The organism is Streptomyces sp. CRN 30 (genome assembly GCF_034105845.1).
In genome coordinates this window covers 1-17162 of sequence record NZ_JAVRHI010000097.1, presented here as the reverse complement: position 1 = coordinate 17162, position 17162 = coordinate 1, and the positions used below count along the sequence as shown (strand labels likewise).

16 protein-coding genes are annotated in these 17162 nt (G+C 73.2%); 1 reads left to right on the top strand and 15 read right to left on the bottom strand.

Translation table 11 applies throughout. The features are described 5' to 3' along the window. Nucleotides 1–126 precede the first annotated feature (126 nt). On the bottom strand, nucleotides 127–1194 hold the full coding sequence (locus tag UW392_RS09340; RefSeq protein ID WP_320774432.1) for a glucose-1-phosphate thymidylyltransferase: 1068 nt from the start codon (nucleotides 1192–1194) through the stop codon (nucleotides 127–129). Nucleotides 1195–1341: 147 nt separating this feature from the next. Here UW392_RS09340 and soxR point away from each other — a divergent pair, with 147 nt between their 5' ends. Then, nucleotides 1342–1794 carry a redox-sensitive transcriptional activator SoxR gene (gene soxR, locus UW392_RS09335; protein WP_320774431.1) on the top strand — a complete coding sequence of 151 codons (453 nt, stop codon included), beginning with the start codon at nucleotides 1342–1344 and terminating at the stop codon, nucleotides 1792–1794. Between the two features lie 185 nt (nucleotides 1795–1979). Here the strand turns inward: soxR and UW392_RS09330 are convergent, their stop codons facing one another. From UW392_RS09330 to UW392_RS09265, 14 genes are all read right to left on the bottom strand, one after another. Further along, nucleotides 1980–2573 carry an NAD(P)H-dependent oxidoreductase gene (locus tag UW392_RS09330; protein WP_320774430.1) on the bottom strand — a complete coding sequence of 198 codons (594 nt, stop codon included), beginning with the start codon at nucleotides 2571–2573 and terminating at the stop codon, nucleotides 1980–1982. Nucleotides 2574–2645: 72 nt separating this feature from the next. Next, nucleotides 2646–4007, bottom strand: a complete 1362-nt coding sequence (locus UW392_RS09325) for a nucleotide disphospho-sugar-binding domain-containing protein (RefSeq protein ID WP_320774429.1) — start codon at nucleotides 4005–4007, stop codon at nucleotides 2646–2648. A 55-nt stretch (nucleotides 4008–4062) separates the two neighbouring features. Further along, nucleotides 4063–5298 carry a nucleotide disphospho-sugar-binding domain-containing protein gene (locus UW392_RS09320; RefSeq protein WP_320774428.1) on the bottom strand — a complete coding sequence of 412 codons (1236 nt, stop codon included), beginning with the start codon at nucleotides 5296–5298 and terminating at the stop codon, nucleotides 4063–4065. A gap of 32 nt (nucleotides 5299–5330) precedes the next feature. Beyond that, the gene (locus UW392_RS09315) at nucleotides 5331–6485 is read right to left on the bottom strand and encodes a nucleotide disphospho-sugar-binding domain-containing protein (protein WP_320774427.1); all 1155 of its coding nucleotides are present in this window, start codon (nucleotides 6483–6485) and stop codon (nucleotides 5331–5333) included. Further along, nucleotides 6485–7264: an NAD-dependent epimerase/dehydratase family protein gene (locus UW392_RS09310; protein WP_320774426.1), complete on the bottom strand. Its 780-nt coding sequence runs from the start codon at nucleotides 7262–7264 to the stop codon at nucleotides 6485–6487. The genes UW392_RS09315 and UW392_RS09310 overlap by 1 nt, the downstream gene beginning before the upstream one ends. After that, nucleotides 7248–8495: a nucleotide disphospho-sugar-binding domain-containing protein gene (locus tag UW392_RS09305; protein ID WP_320774425.1), complete on the bottom strand. Its 1248-nt coding sequence runs from the start codon at nucleotides 8493–8495 to the stop codon at nucleotides 7248–7250. The genes UW392_RS09310 and UW392_RS09305 overlap by 17 nt, the downstream gene beginning before the upstream one ends. Next, nucleotides 8486–9478: an NAD(P)-dependent oxidoreductase gene (locus UW392_RS09300; protein WP_320774424.1), complete on the bottom strand. Its 993-nt coding sequence runs from the start codon at nucleotides 9476–9478 to the stop codon at nucleotides 8486–8488. Before UW392_RS09300 ends, UW392_RS09305 begins: the two co-directional genes overlap by 10 nt. After that, a complete protein-coding gene (locus UW392_RS09295) occupies nucleotides 9475–10758 on the bottom strand; it encodes a nucleotide disphospho-sugar-binding domain-containing protein (RefSeq protein WP_320774423.1) in 1284 nt (427 codons plus the stop codon). Before UW392_RS09295 ends, UW392_RS09300 begins: the two co-directional genes overlap by 4 nt. A 29-nt stretch (nucleotides 10759–10787) precedes the next feature. After that, entirely contained in the window at nucleotides 10788–11396 is a 609-nt protein-coding gene (locus UW392_RS09290) for a dTDP-4-dehydrorhamnose 3,5-epimerase family protein (RefSeq protein ID WP_320774422.1), read from the bottom strand. 3 nt (nucleotides 11397–11399) lie between these two features. Further along, entirely contained in the window at nucleotides 11400–12551 is a 1152-nt protein-coding gene (locus UW392_RS09285) for a DegT/DnrJ/EryC1/StrS family aminotransferase (protein ID WP_320774421.1), read from the bottom strand. 169 nt (nucleotides 12552–12720) lie between these two features. Further along, nucleotides 12721–14253 (bottom strand): MFS transporter, encoded by a 1533-nt coding sequence (locus tag UW392_RS09280; protein ID WP_320774420.1) that lies wholly within the window; start codon nucleotides 14251–14253, stop codon nucleotides 12721–12723. 116 nt (nucleotides 14254–14369) lie between these two features. Beyond that, nucleotides 14370–15308 (bottom strand): hypothetical protein, encoded by a 939-nt coding sequence (locus UW392_RS09275; protein WP_320774419.1) that lies wholly within the window; start codon nucleotides 15306–15308, stop codon nucleotides 14370–14372. Continuing rightward, complete coding sequence (locus UW392_RS09270; protein WP_320774418.1) at nucleotides 15305–16216, bottom strand: SCO6745 family protein; 912 nt, start codon at nucleotides 16214–16216, stop codon at nucleotides 15305–15307. The genes UW392_RS09275 and UW392_RS09270 overlap by 4 nt, the downstream gene beginning before the upstream one ends. A 38-nt stretch (nucleotides 16217–16254) precedes the next feature. After that, a complete protein-coding gene (locus tag UW392_RS09265) occupies nucleotides 16255–16761 on the bottom strand; it encodes a nuclear transport factor 2 family protein (RefSeq protein WP_320774417.1) in 507 nt (168 codons plus the stop codon). Nucleotides 16762–17162 lie beyond the last annotated feature (401 nt).

Here is a 17162-nt window from a genome sequence, read left to right as displayed (position 1 = left end):
CAAGCGCCACCATCAGGCCCTCATCGCACTCGCCCGCCGCAAAGCCGGCGTCCTCCACGCCATCCTCCGCGACCGCACCCCCTACGAAGTCCGGCCGCCGCTTCATCTCGTGGCTTGACAACAGCATTAGGCAGCCACCTCGATCCGGGTGTGGTCGCCCACCACCAGGCGGTGATAGGTGTCGACGTGGGCTCCGGCGCCGACGGTCGCGTTGCGGCCGATGATCGACCCCTGGATGCCGGGGACCCCGGAGATCGTCGCTCCGTCGAGGACGATGGAGTCACGGATGCGGGTGTCGCGCAGGGTGCAGCCCTGGCCGATCGCGGTGTCCGGGCCGATGTGGGAGTCCTCGACGACGCTGCCGGCGCCGACGACGGCCGGTCCTTCGATGCGGGAGCGCACCACGCGGGCTCCGGCCTCGATGCGCACCTCGCCGATCAGCCGGCTGGCGTCGTCGCACTCGCCGAGGACGGCGGGGCGCAGGCTGCCGAGGAGGTAGCGGTTGCACTCCAGGACATCGTCGGTGCGGCCCGTGTCCTTCCAGTACCCCTGGTACTCGCTGGCCTTGATCTCCGCTCCGTCGTCGAGGAGCCACTGGATCGCGTCGGTGATCTCCAGTTCGCCGCGGGCGCTCGGGCTGATGGACGCGACGGCCCGGTGGATCTCGGAGGTGAAGAAGTACACGCCGATCAGGGCGAGGTCGCTCTTGGGCTCCTCCGGTTTCTCCACCAGGCGGGTGACCCGGCCCTCGGTGTCCAGTTCGGCCACCCCCAGAGCACGCGGGTCGGCCACCTTGTGCACCACGATCTGGGCGGCGGGCCGGCCGGCACGGAACTCCCCGGCGATGTCGGCGGTGCCCTCGGGCAGCATGTTGTCGCCGAGGTACATCACGAAGTCGTCGTCGCCCAGGAACGGCTTCGCCAGGGTGACGCAGTGGGCGAGGCCGAGCGGCGCGTCCTGCGGGATGTAGGTGACCCGCACGCCGAGCCGGGAGCCGTCGCCGATGGCCTCCTCGATCTGGGGGGCCCAACTGCCGACGATGATGCCGATCTCGGTGACACCCAGCGCCTTGACGTCCTCCAGCACGTACTCGAGGACGGGCTTGTTGGCGATCGGTATGAGTTGTTTTGGCATGGAGTAGCTGAACGGCCGCAATCGTGTGCCGGACCCACCGGACAACACCAGTGCCTTCATGGACGAGTTCTCCTCACCGTGTCTGGAAATGCGCGTGCGGCCGGATCACCGGCACGCGCTCCGCGCCCGTACCGGAACACCCCGTGGCCGCCTCGTCGGGCGGCCACGGAGCGGCACGGGCGCTTGTCAGTCGGTTACCGTGAGCCCATGGCCTCCGTTTCCTGGAAAGCGCAAGAACTCACTGTCGGCGAATTGGCCGAGCGCAGCGGGGTCGCCACCTCGGCGCTGCGGTATTACGAACGGCACGGGCTGATCGTCAGCCGGAGGACCACGGGGAATCAGCGCCGTTACAGCCGGGACACGCTCAGGCGTGTCGCTTTCATCCGGGCCTCGCAGCGTGTGGGTATCGCGCTCGAGACCATTCGGGGGGTCCTCGAGTTGCTGCCGGAGAACCGGACGCCCACCGAGGAGGACTGGGCCATGGTGTCCCACTGCTGGCAGGAGGACCTCAACAAGCGCATCAAGCGGCTGGAGGAGCTGCGGGACGAGCTCAGCAACTGCATCGGCTGCGGCTGTCTGTCGCTGAAGCAGTGCGCGCTGACCAACCCGGAGGACGTCTACGGCCGGCGCGGGGCGGGGCCCGCCCGGCTCAGCTCCTGACGAGGCCGCTGCGCGAGAGCCGGGTGTCGCGATGCGGCCGGTTCCCGCAGTGGCCATGGCCGAGGGGCGTCCCCGAGGCCTTCGCGAGTGACGCGAAGGCCTCGGGGACGCCCCTCGGCCGCCTGCCCTCCGGACCGGCCCGGTCCGGAGGAGAGGGTCGTGGCCTCCCCCAAGAGGCCACCGGTCTAGCCCGGGTACGGGCGGCTGTCTCGGCCCTCGCGCAGCACCGTGGCCCACCAGTCGAGCTGGGTCAGCATCCGCTTGGCGGCTGCGGCGGCCTCGCCCTCGTCGGTGGTCCCGCCCTGCTCGTCGAAGAGGTCCCAGGCGTTGTGGAAGCTCATCGCGTCCCGCACGGTGACCGAGTGCAGTTCGGCGACGACCTGCCGCAGGTGCTCGGCGGCCCGGATGCCGCCGCCCTGCCCGCCGTAGGAGACCAGGCCGAAGGCCTTGGCGCCCCATTCGGCCCGGAACCAGTCCAGGACGTTCTTCAGCGCGGCGGGGTAACTGTGGTTGTACTCGGGGGTGACGAGGACGAACGCGTCGGCCGCGGCCAGGCGCCCGGCGATCTCGTCCTGGACGGCGGCCGTCGCGGCATCCGGCTGACCGCCGAAGTCCGGCATCACCATCGGCAGGGAGAGCTCGGCAAGGTCCAGGACGTCGACCTCGAACCGGCCGAACTGCCGTGCCTCCTCGGCGAACCAGGTGGACACGGGCAGGCAGAAGCGTCCTTCGCGGACGCTTCCGACGACGATGACAAGGCGGAGCGGCTTCTCCGGCATTTCTCTCTCCTCAAGGGGGTGACGTGATCTCTCGGCAACACGTGAAGCTTCGTAGTTGAACTCAGGTTCAAGTCAAGCGGCGGTTCGGCTCCCTCCGTGCGGGCGTCGGAATCCGGTCCGGTGCCGCTCGGTCAGCGCCTTGAGGACCGGGACGGTGTCGCGGGGGCTGGGGACGGACAGCAGCTCCTCGTGGAGGGCCGCGGCGCCCTCCCAGAAGCCGTCGTCCCCGAGCAACCGGGTGAGCGCCCGCCGCATCGACACGGGCGTCAGGTCCGCGGCGTCGAGGGTGAGTCCGGCGCCGCGGTCCGCCACGTGGCGGGCCAGGGCCGGCTCGTCCCACCTGGGAACGGGGACGATCAGTTGCGGCACCCGGTGCGCCGCCGCGGCGGCGAAGGTGCCCGCCCCGCCGTGGTGGACGATCGCCGAGCAGGTGGGCAGCAGCAGATCGAGCGGGACGTACTCGACGAGGCGGACGTTGTCCGGCAGGCTGCCCGCGGAGGCGAGCTGCTCCGGGGAGAGGGTGGCGACGATCTCGATGTCCAGGCCGCCGAGTTCGGCGAGCAGATCGGCCACCGCCACCCCGCCGTCCGCGGTGCCCCGGTGCGGCCGCAGCCGGGCCGTCACCCCGAGGGACAGGCACACCCTGGGCCGTCCGGGCGCCTCGCGCAGCCACGCGGGAGGCGCCGCCGCGCCGTTGTACGGGAGGCGGCGGACGGGCACCCGCGGGTGGTCCACGGGCAGGGCCATCGGCTCCGGCGTGAGGTCGATGCTCCACTGCCCGAGGAGGAACTCCTCCTCGAACGTGTGGCCGTAGCGTTCCAGGAGCGGCTCCAGCCACGCCGTCAGCGGGTCGGTCTCCGGCGGGGCGCCTCGGTCCGCCGCCCGCCGCTGCTCCTGCCGGGACCGTGCTCTGAGCCAGCCGACGTGGTCCCGGCCCCACAGGAACCGGGCGTGCGCGGCGCCCACCTCGCGGGCGGCGATCGCGGCCGGGAAGCACAGGGTGTCCCAGACGACCAGGTCGGGTCGGAACGCGCGGGCGTGGTCGACGAGGTGGTCGACATAGGGGCGATGGCCGGCGGGGAGGCCGTCGAGGGGGTAGGTCATGGCGAACTGGGTGGCCATGCAGTGCCGGTTCCACTTCCAGCCGGTGGTGTCGCCGTCGGCGGCCGCCTCGTCCACGGCCAGCGCGTCGGGGGCCAGTTCGGGCGTCCGCCCGGCGCGGCGGGCCGCGGTCAGCGGGGCCAGGTCCGCCCTGTCCCCCAGCGCCGTCGCGGGCAGTCCGGCGGACCTGATCAGGTCCGCCACGTCGTCGTCCGTCATGCCGGACTGGCTGACGACGTCGACCTCGTGGCCCGCGCTCTGCAGCGCCCAGGCGAGCGGTACCAGGTCGTAGACGTGTGCTCTCAGCGGGAACGCCACGAGCAGAACGCGCATCGGTGATCCTCCTTGTACGGGGGCTGGTGCGGGCACCTGCTCCGGTGACGGTGGGTCAGGCGTGGGCCGGCCGCGTGGCCAGCCGCTCCAGGACCGGTACGACGTCGCCCGGTGCGGGTGACGTGAGCGACTCCTCGTGCAGCGCGGCGGCGCCGCGGCGGAAGGTCTCCTCGTGCAGCAGTCGCCGCAGGTCCTCGCGGAACGTACAGGGGGTGAACTCGGCGGTCGACCGCAGGATCCCGGCGCCCCGTCGGCGGACGTGACGGGCGGTGGCCAGTTCGGCCCAGAACGGCAGCGGGACGACGAGCTGCGGGACCTCGTGGGCCACGGCCGTCGCAAAGGTTCCGCCGCCGCCGTGGTGGACGACCGCGGCGCAGGTCGGCAGCACCTGGTCGAGCGGGACGTAACCGCTCGTGCGCACGTGGGGCGGGATGGCGGGCAGCTCGGCCACCTGGCCGTCGTCGAGGGTGGCGACCAGCTCGACGTCCAGGTCGGCGACCGCGTCCAGCAGGTCGGGCAGCGCGACCCCGGTCTCCCGGAAGAACTGCCGGCCGCGGCCGCCGAGGCCCAGCGTGAAGCACACCCGCGGCCGGTCGGGACGCTCCCGCAGCCACGCGGGGCGGGGGCCCACTCCGTTGTAGGGCACCCGCCGGACGGGGATGCGGCGCACGTCGAGCGGGAGCGCCATGCCCGGCGGCATCAGGTCGAGGGTGAACTGGCCGAGCAGGAACTCCTCGCGGAAGTCCAGACCGTACGGGGCGAGCAGCGGTTCCATGAGCGCGGGCAGCGGGTCGTCGGCGTCCGGGGCGGCGCGGGACCGCTGCCGCAGCCAGCCGATGTTGTCCTGGCCCCACAGGTAGCGGACGTGGGTGGCACCGGTGAGATGTGCCGCGATCGCCCCCGGCAGGCAGAAGGTGTCCCAGACGACGAGGTCGGGGCGCCAGCCGCGGGCGAGGGCGACGAGATCGTCGAGGACAGCCGGGTAGAGCGACAGCACGTTGCACACCTGCCGCCACTTCTCCCGCCAGTCGCCGGGCGCCTCGGTGTCCAGGGCGAGGTTGGCGGTGAGCCGGTCGAGTCGCTCGGGGTGGCGGCTGAGGTCCACCACGGGCCGCAGGTCGTCGGGGGTACCGACGGGCAGGACGGTGAGCCCCGTGGCGGTGACGGTGCCCGCCATGTCGGGGTGCATGGCGACGCGGACCTCGTGGCCCGCGCTCTGCAGCGCACGGGCCAGCGGGACGACCGGATGCAGGTGTGCGGCCGACGGGAAGACGGCGAAGAGGACGCGCAAGGGTCTCTCCTGTACGTGGGAACGGGACGGGGTCACACCAGCCGGGCCAGGTCTGCAGCGACGTCGGTGGGCGAGGGCATCCGCGCCATGAGCCGGGCGAGTTCCCGGGCGCCGTCGCGCAGGGTGTCCTCGGTCAGCAGGGTCTTCAGCGAGGCGGCCAGGAGCTCCGGGTCGTCCTGGTCGGATGCCGTGTCGAGGCTGACGGCCGCGCCGGCCGCCGACAGCTGGTCGCCGTGCGCGAACTGGTCGGCCAGCTGCGGCAGCACCAGCTGCGGCAGACCGAAGGACGTGGCGGTCATCGCGGTGCCGGAGCCGCCGTGGTGGACCACCGCGGCACAGTGGGGCAGCAGCAGGTTCAGGGGTGTCGGCCCGATCATGCGCACCTGGTCGGGCACCGGCCCGATCTCGTCCCGGTAGCGTTCCTCGACGGTCACCAGCGCCTCGGTGCCGTCGAGGCCGGCGAAGGCGTGCAGGATGCGCCGGACGTGCGGGACCCCGCCCAGCGCGAGGGTCCGGACGCCGAGGGACACCACGACGCGCCGCAGGCCGTCCCGAGGCGCCCGGTCGAGGCCGGCCGGAGCGGTTCCGCCGCCGTTGTACGGCACGTAGCGGATGGGCGTTCCCGGTTCCGCGCCGGGGAGCTGGAGGCCGGGCGGGCACGGGTCGAGCAGCAGGGCCGGGGCGGGCAGCCCGTCCAGGCCGAGGCGCTCGCAGCGGCTCCGGAGCGCGGTGCGGGCCGCGGCGCGCAGCGGGCCCGACAGGGGGTCGACACCCCACCGGTACTGCACCACCGGGATGCCGAGCACTCCACCGAGGATCAGCGCGTTGCACTCGATCGCGTCGGAGACGACGACGTCCGGGCGGAAGTCGCGGGCGAGCCGGAGGTAGCCGGGCAGCACGCTGTCGCTGTGGTCCGCCCAGAGCTCCGGGAAGGTCGTCACGGGTGCGGGGCGGCCGAAGGCGTCGATGGCGCGTTCCCCGTCCTTCAGGGCGCCGCGCATCCGCTCGCCGACCCGGAACCACTCCCCCACGCTCACGCCGCCCAGGCCTGCGGAACGCACCGCGGCCATGATGTCCGGCTGTCCGGCCACGAGGACGTCGTGGCCGGCCGCCCGCAGCGCCCAGCCCAGCGGAACCAGCGGCATGAAGTGGGTCGGTACGGGCGTGCTGACGATCAGGGCGCGCATCAGGTCTCCTCGGGCGCCGGGACCCCGGTCGGGGCGGTGGCGAGCTGGTGGTCGACGAAGCTGTCCAGGACCCGGCGGAAGTAGGCGGGTCCGAAGCCCATCCGGGTCACCTCGGGGACGAGAGCGCGGAGTTTCTCGGTGGAGATGATGTGGTGCGCGTCGACGTCCTGGTACTCACGCCGGACCGACAGGCCGAGCCGCGCCTCGAGGTGGTCGACGATGTGTTCCACCGGCACGGCCTCGCCCGAGGCCACGTTGACGGTCTCGGCGCGCAGCCCTTGGCCGAGCAGCCGGTCGATGATCTCGACGACGTCGTCGACATGGACGAGGTCGCGGACGGCGCCGCGGTGCACCCGTACGCTGCCGGCCCGCATCTGCCGGACGAGGAGCGGCAGCAGCTGGTGCGGAGGCTGGTCGCGGCCCACCAGGTGCCCCAGGCGGAGGATCAGGTGGTCGGCGCCGGAGGCGCGCAGGCGCTCCTCCAGGGCGATCTTGTGCGCGCCGTACGGCGTGCACGGGGTCACCGGGCCGTCCTCGCGGCCGGGGCCACGGACCTTGCCGTAGACGCCGGTCGAGGCGCTGGAGAAGAACAGCAGTCGGCGTCCGGAGGCGCGGCAGTCGGCCACCACCTCGCCGAGGAGCCGTTCCTCCCGGTCGAAGTCGGCCCGCGCGGTGCCCTGGGCCCAGGAGACCCCGGCGGCGAGGACCACGGTGTCCGGGTGCCGGGAGGACAGCGCCCGCAGGTTCCGGGCGAGGAATCCGTTACCCACGATGTCCATGTGCGTGTTCCTCCAGTAGACCCACCAGTGCGGCGGGGGTGGGGGCCTGCTCCATCTCGGTGCGCAGCCTCGCTGCCACCGCCCGCGCGGCAGGGTTCTGCAGCAGGTCGGTGGCGGCGCCGCGGATGGCCGCCGGTGTCGCGACGGCGTTGTGCAGGGCGCGGGCCCCGCCCGCCTGCGCCAGCCGGTCGCCGATGAGTTCCTGGTCCAGGGCGTTGGGCAGGGCGAGTTGCACCACGCCCGCGGCGAGTGCCGTCATGACGCAGCCGGCGCCGCCGTGGTGGACCACGAGGTCGCAGTCGGCGAGCAGCAGCCGTAGCGGCAGGTGCGCGACCGCCCGCACACGGGGCGGCAGCGGACCGAGGCTGTCGAGGTCCTCGCCGGTGACGGTGAGGACCACGTCCACGTCGAGCCCGGCCAGGGCCTCGACCACCCGGGGCACCGCGAACGAGGAGGGTCCGAACATCCTGGTCACCGAGGTGCCCCAGACCACGCCCACGCGGGGCCGGTCGGGCCGTTCGCGGAGCCAGGACGGCATGGCACCGGGCCCGTTGTACGGCACGTGCCGCACCGGAAGGCGGTGTGCCCGGCGCAGCGGTGGGGCGAGGCTGGGCGGCGAGGGGTCGATCACCAGGTCGTGGACGTCCGCGTCCATCGTGCCGGCGCCGTAGCGTTCGAAGAGGCCGTAGACGTCCAGGGGGACGAACCCCACGCCGGGCGGTGCACCCGGGACCCGGTCGTCGGGGCCCGTGGGACCCCACAGGTGCAGCGCGGCCGGAATGCCCAGCGCGCGGCCGACGAGCGGGCCCTCGATGCTGACGAGGTCGTGCAGGATCAGGTGGGGCCGCCACCAGCGGGCGAAGGAGACCGCCGCGTCGGCGCTGCGCCGGGCCATGCCGAGCAGCCGCTCCCAGTTCTCCTCCATCCAGGCCGTGGCGTCGAAGTCGGCCGGGGACGCCATCGGCGCACCGGTCACGGGATGCGGCGGCGGCTCGGGGAAGGGCCAACGGCCCTCGAGGGCACGGGCATGGTTGTACGTGCGGACCTTGACGGCCTGGTCGCCCCCCTCGAGGACCGGGACCGGGGTGAGCCCCGCGCGTGTGACGGCCTGTTCCTGGTCCGCCGCGCACACGACGCGGACCTCGTGGCCGGCGGCCTGCAGCGCCCAGCACTGCGCCACCATGGGCAGCCAGTGCGTGGTCCAGTCGGAGACGGTGAGCATCACACGCATCGGTCCGGTCCTTCTCTCTGTCCTGCGTCGCGCCGCAGTTCGGTCAGCTGGTCGTTGAGCGAGGTGTCGAGGTCGCGGCGGGGCCGCCAACCGAGCAGCCCCGCGGCCAGGGAGATGTCGACCTGCTGCCATTCGGCCCGGGTGGGGCCGGCTGCCGCGCCGGGTTCGTCCTCGCTCACCGGTACGGGGACGGCGCTGAGGGCGACGAGCCGCGCGACGGCCTCACGCACCGGTGCGGCGCGCCCGCCGCCGATGTTGACGACGCGGCCGGTGGCGACGCCGTGCGGGGCGCGGGCCGCCGCCAGGGCGGCCTCCGCGGCGTCCCGTACGTCGACGAAGTCCCGTCCGGCGCTCAGCGAGGGGAACACCAGGGGTTCGGGCGGTTCGCCGTCCGCGTGCCGTTCGGCGGCGTCGACGAGGTGGTGGGCGACCGAGCCGAGGAGGCTGGCCCGTGGCGCGCCGGGGCCGCAGGCGTTGGTGATGCGCAACACCGTGGCGTCCAGGCCGTCGGCGGCGGCGCGCAGCACCGTCCGGGTGCCGAGCAGTTTGGTGCGGCCGTAGGCGGTGACGGGCCGGGCGGGGTGCTCCTCGGCCGCGGCGGTGCCCACCGGCATCGCCCCGTACTCGTGGACGGTGCCGATCTGGACGAGCCGGGGCCGGCGGGGCAGTGCGGTCATGACGTCCACGAGGTCGCCGACCCAGCGGGCGTTGGCCTCGCTCATCTGGGCCGGGGTGCCGCTCCAGGCCATGCCGTAGGCGTTGACGACGACGTCGGCGTCGGCGTCGGCGAGCAGTCGGGCGAGTGCGGGCCGGCCGCCGCCCGCGAGGTCGTGGTCCATGGGGGTGATGCGTCCGGGCTGTGCCGGTGCGGGGTCGCTGCGCGCGGTCCTGGACACCTGGAGCACCGATGCACCCGCCTCCGCCAGGGTCCGGCAGACGTGCAGACCGAGGAAGCCCGTTCCGCCCAGCACGAGGACGTTCATCCGCGGGCCGGTGCGGGGGGAAGGGTTCCGGTGCGGTGCTGTGCGGTGAGTTCCTCCAGGAGTGGCACCGTCGCGGCCGGGCTCGGGGTGTCGAGCCACTCCTGGTGCAGCCGGCCGGCGCCTTCCTGGAAGCCGGGTTCGGTCAGCAGGCGCAGCAGGCTGTCGCGCAGCACCTCGGGTGTGGCCTGCGTGCCGGTGAGGACGAGGCCCGCTCCCGTCGAGGCGACGTACTGCCCGGTCTCCGCACGGTCCGCGCCGCCCACCGCGGGGATGATCAGCTGCGGCACCCGGTGTGCGGTGGCGACGGCGAGGGTGCCGGCGCCGCCGTGGTGGACGACGGCGGAGCAGGTCGGCAGGAGCGCGGTCAGCGGGACGTAGTCGAGGACGCGGACGTTGTCGGGCACGGTGTCGACGGAGGCCAGCTGGCCGGCGTCCAGGGTGGCGACGAGTTCCAGGTCGAGGCCGGCGGCCAGGTCGAAGAACTCCGCCACGGGGTGTTCGTCGCCGCCTGCGAAGAAGTCGCGGCGGCTCACGCCGAGGGTGAGGCACACCCGGGGGCGGCCGGGGCGGCGCGCGTGCAGCCAGCGGGGCAGCGGCGCTTCGTCGTTGTACGGGATACGGCGCAGCGGACGGGAGTCGACGCGTACCGGGAGCCGGGTGCGCGGCGGTTTGAGGTCGAGGGTCCACTGGCCGACGAGCAGGTCCTCGCCGAAGGCGATGCCGTACCGGTCGAGGGTGGGCCGCATCAGGTCGGCCATCCGGTCGGTGGCCGCCCGCTCGGTGGAGCGCTGCCGTGCCCACCCGAAGTGGTCGAAGGCGTGCAGTATCCGGGCGTGCGCCGCCCCGGCGGCGCGGGCCGCCACGGCGGCGGGGAAGCACAGCGGGTCCCAGATGACCAGGTCCGGCCGCCAGGCGGTGGCGAAGCCGACGAGTTCGTCGGTGAAGGAACCGGGATCCGGCGTCCGGCCGGGGTGGTAGAGGCCGAAGGTCTCCAGCATGAAGTGGCGTATCGCGGTGCGGAAGTCGGTTTCGTCGGGGCCCAGTTCCAGCTCGTCGGTGATGCGGTCGAGGACGGCCGCCCGGGCCGGCGGGACCTCGGACGTGAGGAAGTTCCGCTCCCCCAGCGACACCGCGGTCAGTCCCGCCGCGGTGACGGTGTCCGCGACGTCGGGGTGGCTGGCCACGACGACCTCGTGGCCCGCGGCGCGCAGCGCCCACGCCAGGGGGACGAGGGGGTAGACGTGGGCCGGCGCCGGCACTGTGGCGAACAGGACGCGCATCGGTGCTCCTTCTTCGGCTGTGCCGGTGGTCAGGGCGGCGGTGCCGCGGCGGCTGCCGCTGCGGCGAGGGCTTCGTCCCAGGTGGCGAGCAGCCCGGACGCCGCGGCCTCGGCCGCGGTGGGGGCGCCCGCGTCCTTCTCGGACAGCAGCGGTGGCTCGTCCGCACCCCAGGGCAGGGCGAGTTCGGGGTCGAAGGGGTTGATGTCGACCTGGGTGCCCGGTACGTGTGCGCTGGACAGCACGTAGCAGATACAGGCGTCGTCGGTGAGGGTGAGGAAGCCGTGCCCGACGCCTTCGGGTACGAGCACGGAGAGCCCCGAATCGGCGTCCAGGACGTTGGTGTCGTACACGCCGTAGGTGGGGGATCCGATGCGCAGGTCGACGATGATGTCGCGCAGCGCGCCACGGACGCAGGTGACGAATTTGGCCTGGGCCGGCGGGACGGTGACACTGTGGATGCCGCGCAGCGTGTTGCGCCGCGAGACGGAGTAGTTGATCTGCCGCGGGACGAAGGGGCGGCCGGTGGCCTGCTCCAGGAGGTCGGTGCGCAGGCCCTCGTGGAAGGTGCCGCGCACATCGGTGATCAGGTCGGGGGCGATCCGGTACGCCCCGGGCACCCTCGTTTCCGTGATGCGCACGGCTCAGCGTCCGGTGTCGACGGTGCGGCGCTCGACCGAGGTCCGCAGGGCCGCCGCCACGGTGTGCACCTCCCCGTCGTCCAGGCCCTGGTGCAGCGGCAGCAGCAGGGTGTTCTCGGAGCAGATGTCGGTACCGGGCAGGACCTCGCCGCCCGCACGGTAGGCGGGCACCTTGTGCAGCGGCGGGTAGCGCAGGGTGGTGTAGACGCCCTGGTCGAGGAGGTCCGCGGCGACCTGGTCGCGGATCGCGGGGTCCAGTTGCACCCAGTAGAAGTAGTACGAGGACTCGTGGCCCTCGGGCAGCGGCGGGGGGAGCACGATGCCGTCCGCGCCGGCGAGGAGCCGGTCGTAGGTCTCGGCGATGCCGCGGCGCCGGTCGACGAAGCCGGCGAGGCGGCCCAGCTGTACGGAGCCGATGGCCGCGGTGACGTCGTTGCCGATCACGCGGCGGCCGTAGTTCTGCACGTTCAGCTCCCACCAGCGGTGGGACACCTTGGCGGCGTTGAACCCGCTGGACTGCTCGAGCCCGTGGTAGGCGAGCTGCCCTGCCCTGCGGGCGAGTTCGGGATCCTTGACGTACAGCATGCCGCCGTCGCCGGTGACGAGCACCTTCATCGAGTCGAAGCTCCACATGGCGATGTCGCCGAAGGTTCCGCAGGCCTGCCCGCCGGCCCGGGAGGCGACCGCGCAGGCGGCGTCCTCGATCAGGGTGACGCCGCGTTCGCGGCAGAGGGCGGCGATGGCCTCGACGTCGCCGGGGTAGCCGCCGTAGTGCAGGATCAGCACGGCCTTCGTGCGCGGGGTGAGGGCGGCTTCGACGTGGGCGACCGTGGGGTTCAGGGTGCGCTCGTCGACGTCGCAGAACACCGGGCGGGCGCCGCTGGCGGCGACGGCGTTGGCGGCGGCCACGAAGCTCATCGAAGGCAGGACCACGTCGTCGGCCGCGCTCAGTCCGAGGAGCTCGGTGGCGAGGAAGAGACCGGCGGTCGCCGAGTTGATGAACAGGATCTGCTCGGGGGCGACCCCGAGATGCCCGGCGAACTCCTCCTCGAACTTCCTGGTGCGTGGCCCGTGGCCCAGCCAGTTGTCGGCGAACACCTGGGATATCGCGGCCAGTTCCTGGTCGCCGAGGCTGGGCTGGAATACGTTGATCATGAGTCCTCCGGACATCGGGACCTGGTCGTTGTGCGCGCCGGCCCCACGGCGGGGGACGGGCGGGGGAGCATCCGCTCGCCGGGCGCGCATCGCGGGAGGCGGGCCGCCGGACGCGGGTGGCGCTCCGCACGGATCGGTGCGGGTCGTGCGGTTCACCGGGGGACGGACGTCAGTGCGCCGTCTTCCGGCCGCCGGTCCTGCGCAGCACGGAGGCGACGAGGGCGGCGGTGAGCAGCACCACGGCGATGGACACCAGGGCCGTGGTGTGGAAGGCGTCGACGAAGGCGGACCGGGTCACGTCGAGGAGGCCTTCCGTCCACGGCTGGTCCGGTGCCCGGGACGCGGCGTCCACCGCGCCTCCCAGGGTGTCGCGCGCCGCCGAGGCGGCCGCTTCCGGAGTGGCGGCGGGAACGGTGTCGGCGACGCCGGCGCGGTAGGCGGCGTTGAAGACGCTGCCGAGGACGGCCAGGCCGAAGGCGCCGCCGAGTTCCGTGCTGGTCTCCTGGATCGCGGACACCTCACCGGCCCGCTCCGGCGGGCCCGAGCCGACCAGGATGTCCGCGCTCAGCACACCGGGCGCGGCAAGCCCGAAGGCGAAGACGCAGGTGCCGGTGAGCACCGTGCCGAGGGAGTCGGGACCCTCGACGCGGGTGATGACGGCGAAGCCGAGCGCGGCGACGACGAAGGAGACGCTCATCAGCAGGGCCGGCCGGTACCGCTGCACGAGGCGTTGCACGACCATGACGGCGGTGATCGACGCGAGGGTGCTCGGGATCATCCACAGTCCGGCCTTCAGCGGCGTCAGACCGAGCACCAGCTGGAGGTACTGGGCGACGAAGAGGTTGCTGCCCATCATGACCAGGGAGCAGACGGTCATGGCCGTCAGCGCGGTGGCGAAGGTGCGGTTGCGGAACAGGCCGAGGTCGAGCAGCGGTTCCGCCAGTCGCTTCTGACGGCGTACGAAGGTCACGCCGAGCGCGATTCCGGCGGCCAGGGAGACGAGGGCCGCGGCGGTGAAACCGTGCGATGCGACGGTCTTGACGGCGTAGACCACGCTCAGGACGGCGAGCAGCGACAGCAGGGCGCTGGGCAGGTCGAGCCGGCCGGCGTCCTCGTTGCGGTACTCGGGCAGCACGATCGGGCCGATCACCAGCAGCAGCGCCATCACCGGCAGGGCGAGCAGGAACACCGAGCCCCACCAGAACCATTCGAGCAGCAGACCGCCGACGGGCGGGCCGAGCATCGCTCCGACCATGAAGCTGGTCATCCAGACGCCGACCGCGACCGAGCGCTGGCGTGCGTCGAGGAACATGTTGCGGATCAGCGACAGCGTCGATGGCATCAGCGTGGAGGCGGCGACGCCCAGCAGCGCACGGGTCGCGATCAGCATGCCGGGGCCGGTGGACAGGGCGGCGAGAACGGAGGCCGCGGTGAAGGCGACGGCGCCGATCAGCAGCAGCCGCCGGCGGCCCACTCGGTCGCCGAGGGTTCCCATGGTGATGAGGAACCCGGCGAGCGTGAACCCGTAGATGTCGGTGATCCACAGCAGTTCGGGGCCACTGGGCCGCAGTTCGCTGCTGATGCTCGGGACCGCCAGGTGGAGAACGGTGAGATCCATGGAGAGCAGCACTGTGGGCAGTGCCAGTACCACGAGGCCGATCCACTCGCGTCGGCCGGCGCGGGGCGGGGCCGTCATGGTCATGAACGTGTCCTTACTGTCAGGGAGTCGGGTGGTTCGCTGGTACGGCGGGCCGTCGGCGGGGCTCGGCGGCCGGGGCTCGGGGGTCGGGGAGGACGGGCCGGGATCGGCGCCGGGGCTCAGGGAGCCGGGCCGGTGACCTCGACCACGGCGTACTGGCCCTGCCCGGCGAGGCTCCGTCCGTCCCGCGCGCTCTTCATCCAGTCGACGACGACGTACCGTCCCTGGCGCAGCGGCAGCCGCAGCACCGTGGCGGCGCCGGCGTGCACCGGCAGGCTCCCGGTGCCCCGGCTCAGGTCGAAGGGTGCCGGGGTGCCGGGGAACTGGCCGTGGTCGCCGAAGGAGTCGAACCAGGTCTTCAGGGTGCGATCGGTGACGCCGTCGTCGAGGCGGAAGAAGACCGCCTCCGCGGGCTGTCCCGTCGGCATGGCGTTGGTGAAGCGCAGCGGCTGCCCTTCGGCGGGGGTGCCGCGAAGGGTGAAGCGCGGCCCGTCGCCGGTCGGCCGGGCGGTGAGCATCGCGGTGGGCGTGGGTGCTTCGCCCCCCTCGGGTCCGTCGACGCGCAGGACGTGCGGCGTCGCCGTCGGATCGTCGAGGCGGGCGTAGTCGAACAGCCAGTGGGTTCCCGGCCGCAGTCGCTGGGTGAAGGAGGCACCGGCGCCGGGGTGCACCACCGTGCCGCCGAGCAGGGCGGCCGCGGCGTGCAGGTCGGCGGAGCCCGCGACGATGTCGGGGCCGTGGGTGCCGACCGTGCGCCGCAGCGCCGAGCGGAAGGTGTTCCAGGTGACGTCCCGGTGCGGCCGCGCCAGGCCGATCCAGGCGCCGTCCGGGTCGGTGGTGGTGACCTCGAAGGTGACCGGGCCCGCAGCCGCGCGGTCCGGGGCGCCGAGCGCGCCGCCCGGCCCCGTGGTCATCCGCAGCGTGCGGCCGTCCACGGCCGCAGCGGACACGGCCGGGGCGCGGTCGGCGGCGTCCACCGCCGGGGCCTGCACCGTGCAGAAGAACAGCACGGCGGTGGTGAGCGCCGACCACAGGGCCAGTTGTCGTCCGCGGATCATGCGGGGTCCTTCCCCGGCGTCGGCCCGCCGCCGGGCACGAAGAAGTCCGCCAGCGCCGCAGGGAAGATCCCGGCCGCCGCCGCCGAGCGGGTGAAGCCCTCGCAGAGCTCGGTCAGCCGGGCCACGCCCCGCGCACCGAGGTGCTCGTACGGGGCCCGGTCCCTGAGGTCGGTCTCGTCCTCCAGGGCGGCGCGCATCTCCTCGCCGCGGCCGGTGAGGGCGCCGTCCGCGGTCAGGAGTCCGCGGCCGCGCAGCCGGTCCTCGGCCGCGCTCCAGTCCTGTGCGGTCCAGCCGCGCTTGGTCATCACCATCTCGCGCGGCATGCCGGCGGCGCTCGCGCAGTGGGAGACGAGGGCCTCGAGGCCGTCGAGTCCGGCGGCGGCGAGTGCGCCGATGTGGCTGTCACCGCGGTGCTCGCGCAGCAGGGTGGCCGCGTACCAGAGCGCCAGGTGCGGCTCCTGCGGGACGGGCAGGTCGGCGAGGGCGGCGAACATCGGCCGTGCCTCGCGGCGGCCCCCGGCCACGGCGGTCAGGGCGAGCCGCGCCGCCTCGCGCACCGGCTGTCCCGTGAGGTTCCCGGCGCCCAGCGCCTGATGCAGGGTGGCGTCGGCGGCACGCAGCCGCTCCTCCCATGCCTGCGCGGGCGTGATGCGTTCCCAGGCGCCGGGGAGGTGCCTCGCGACCATGCCGTGCTCGAAACTGTAGAACAGGGCGGTGACCAGGCCGGGGCCGACGGTGCCGAGGGGCGCGGCCCTGCCCACGAGGTAGCCGCCCATGTCGTCGGTGACGCCGTACCCCGTGAGCGCCTTGGCGAGGTCCGGGGTGAAGTAGACGGTGGAGTGCAGGCTGTTGAGCGCTGCCTGGCAGTCTCTGACGGCCTGCGCGGACGGTGGGTCGGGGGTGAGCATCGCGGTGGGCTCCTTCGTGGTCGTACGGTCGGGGCGGGTCACGGGAGTTCGGCCGGCGACACCCCGTCGGTCCACACCACGTGGAAGGTCCAGCGCGAGAACCGCCACCCGTCCGGGGTGCGCACGGTCTCGCCCTCGTAGTAGCCGCCGATCCTGAACAGCGCCCCGGGGTCGGTGGGAGCCCGATCGCGGACGGCCTGCGGGTGGAGGTGGACGGCGATCATCTGGAAGCGGACGTCGGCGCGGTCGCCGTCGAGCCGGATCAGGTGGTTGGAGCTGAGGTGGTGGGTGGCCGTGAATTCCTGCTTGGCCCGGTGGTGGAACTCCGCAAGGCCCTCGAGGCCGCGGTGTGTGCCGATGGGGAAGTCGAGCCGGCAGTCCTCGGAGAAGAAGGACCGCGGCCAGGTCGCGTCGAATCCGTTCCGGTCCTGGTCGTCGAGGATCACGGTGTAGCGGTCGATGAGGTCCGATATCGCCGCCCGCTCGGTCAGCCGGGACAGTTGCTGCGCCGGCGGTTCGATGGGGTCGGCCGGTGTCGGCGTCATGACTCTTTCCTGCTCTCCGCCCGTGTGGCCACGTGCGCCTCGTGCTCTGCCGGCCCGTGCGAAAGTCAGGGCACCGGATACTGCCTATGAGCTTCTTCGGCGTGGGGCCGCAGTTCAACGGGCTTGTACTCGAATTGACATGGGGTGCACCCAGCTCTGACGTACGGGGCCGAAAGGCGATCTCGTGGCGAGGAGGACGCCTCTCGGTCCGGTACGCCGGCAGCCGGCGACGGACCGGTGCCGGTGCGCGCGGACGCGCGTCTAGGGCCTGTTGCGAAAGTCCCGTCGTCCGCCCGAAGGGCGGGCCGGGCGGCGTCAGGTGCGTGCTCTCGCCGTGCCGGGCCCAGACCCTCGTACTGGATGTACTCGGGTCTGGGCCCGGTGCGGCGAGAGTGCGTGCA

Coding starts and splice junctions, on each gene's coding strand:
- UW392_RS09340 (WP_320774432.1), bottom strand. CDS start 1,194: ATGAAGGCACTGGTGTTGTCCGGTGGGTCCGGCACACGATTGCGGCCG.
- soxR (WP_320774431.1), top strand. CDS start 1,342: ATGGCCTCCGTTTCCTGGAAAGCGCAAGAACTCACTGTCGGCGAATTG.
- UW392_RS09330 (WP_320774430.1), bottom strand. CDS start 2,573: ATGCCGGAGAAGCCGCTCCGCCTTGTCATCGTCGTCGGAAGCGTCCGC.
- UW392_RS09325 (WP_320774429.1), bottom strand. CDS start 4,007: ATGCGCGTTCTGCTCGTGGCGTTCCCGCTGAGAGCACACGTCTACGAC.
- UW392_RS09315 (WP_320774427.1), bottom strand. CDS start 6,485: ATGCGCGCCCTGATCGTCAGCACGCCCGTACCGACCCACTTCATGCCG.
- UW392_RS09310 (WP_320774426.1), bottom strand. CDS start 7,264: ATGGACATCGTGGGTAACGGATTCCTCGCCCGGAACCTGCGGGCGCTG.
- UW392_RS09305 (WP_320774425.1), bottom strand. CDS start 8,495: ATGCGTGTGATGCTCACCGTCTCCGACTGGACCACGCACTGGCTGCCC.
- UW392_RS09300 (WP_320774424.1), bottom strand. CDS start 9,478: ATGAACGTCCTCGTGCTGGGCGGAACGGGCTTCCTCGGTCTGCACGTC.
- UW392_RS09295 (WP_320774423.1), bottom strand. CDS start 10,758: ATGCGCGTCCTGTTCGCCACAGTGCCGGCGCCGGCCCACGTCTACCCC.
- UW392_RS09285 (WP_320774421.1), bottom strand. CDS start 12,551: ATGATCAACGTATTCCAGCCCAGCCTCGGCGACCAGGAACTGGCCGCG.
- UW392_RS09280 (WP_320774420.1), bottom strand. CDS start 14,253: ATGACCATGACGGCCCCGCCCCGCGCCGGCCGACGCGAGTGGATCGGC.
- UW392_RS09275 (WP_320774419.1), bottom strand. CDS start 15,308: ATGATCCGCGGACGACAACTGGCCCTGTGGTCGGCGCTCACCACCGCC.
- UW392_RS09270 (WP_320774418.1), bottom strand. CDS start 16,216: ATGCTCACCCCCGACCCACCGTCCGCGCAGGCCGTCAGAGACTGCCAG.
- UW392_RS09265 (WP_320774417.1), bottom strand. CDS start 16,761: ATGACGCCGACACCGGCCGACCCCATCGAACCGCCGGCGCAGCAACTG.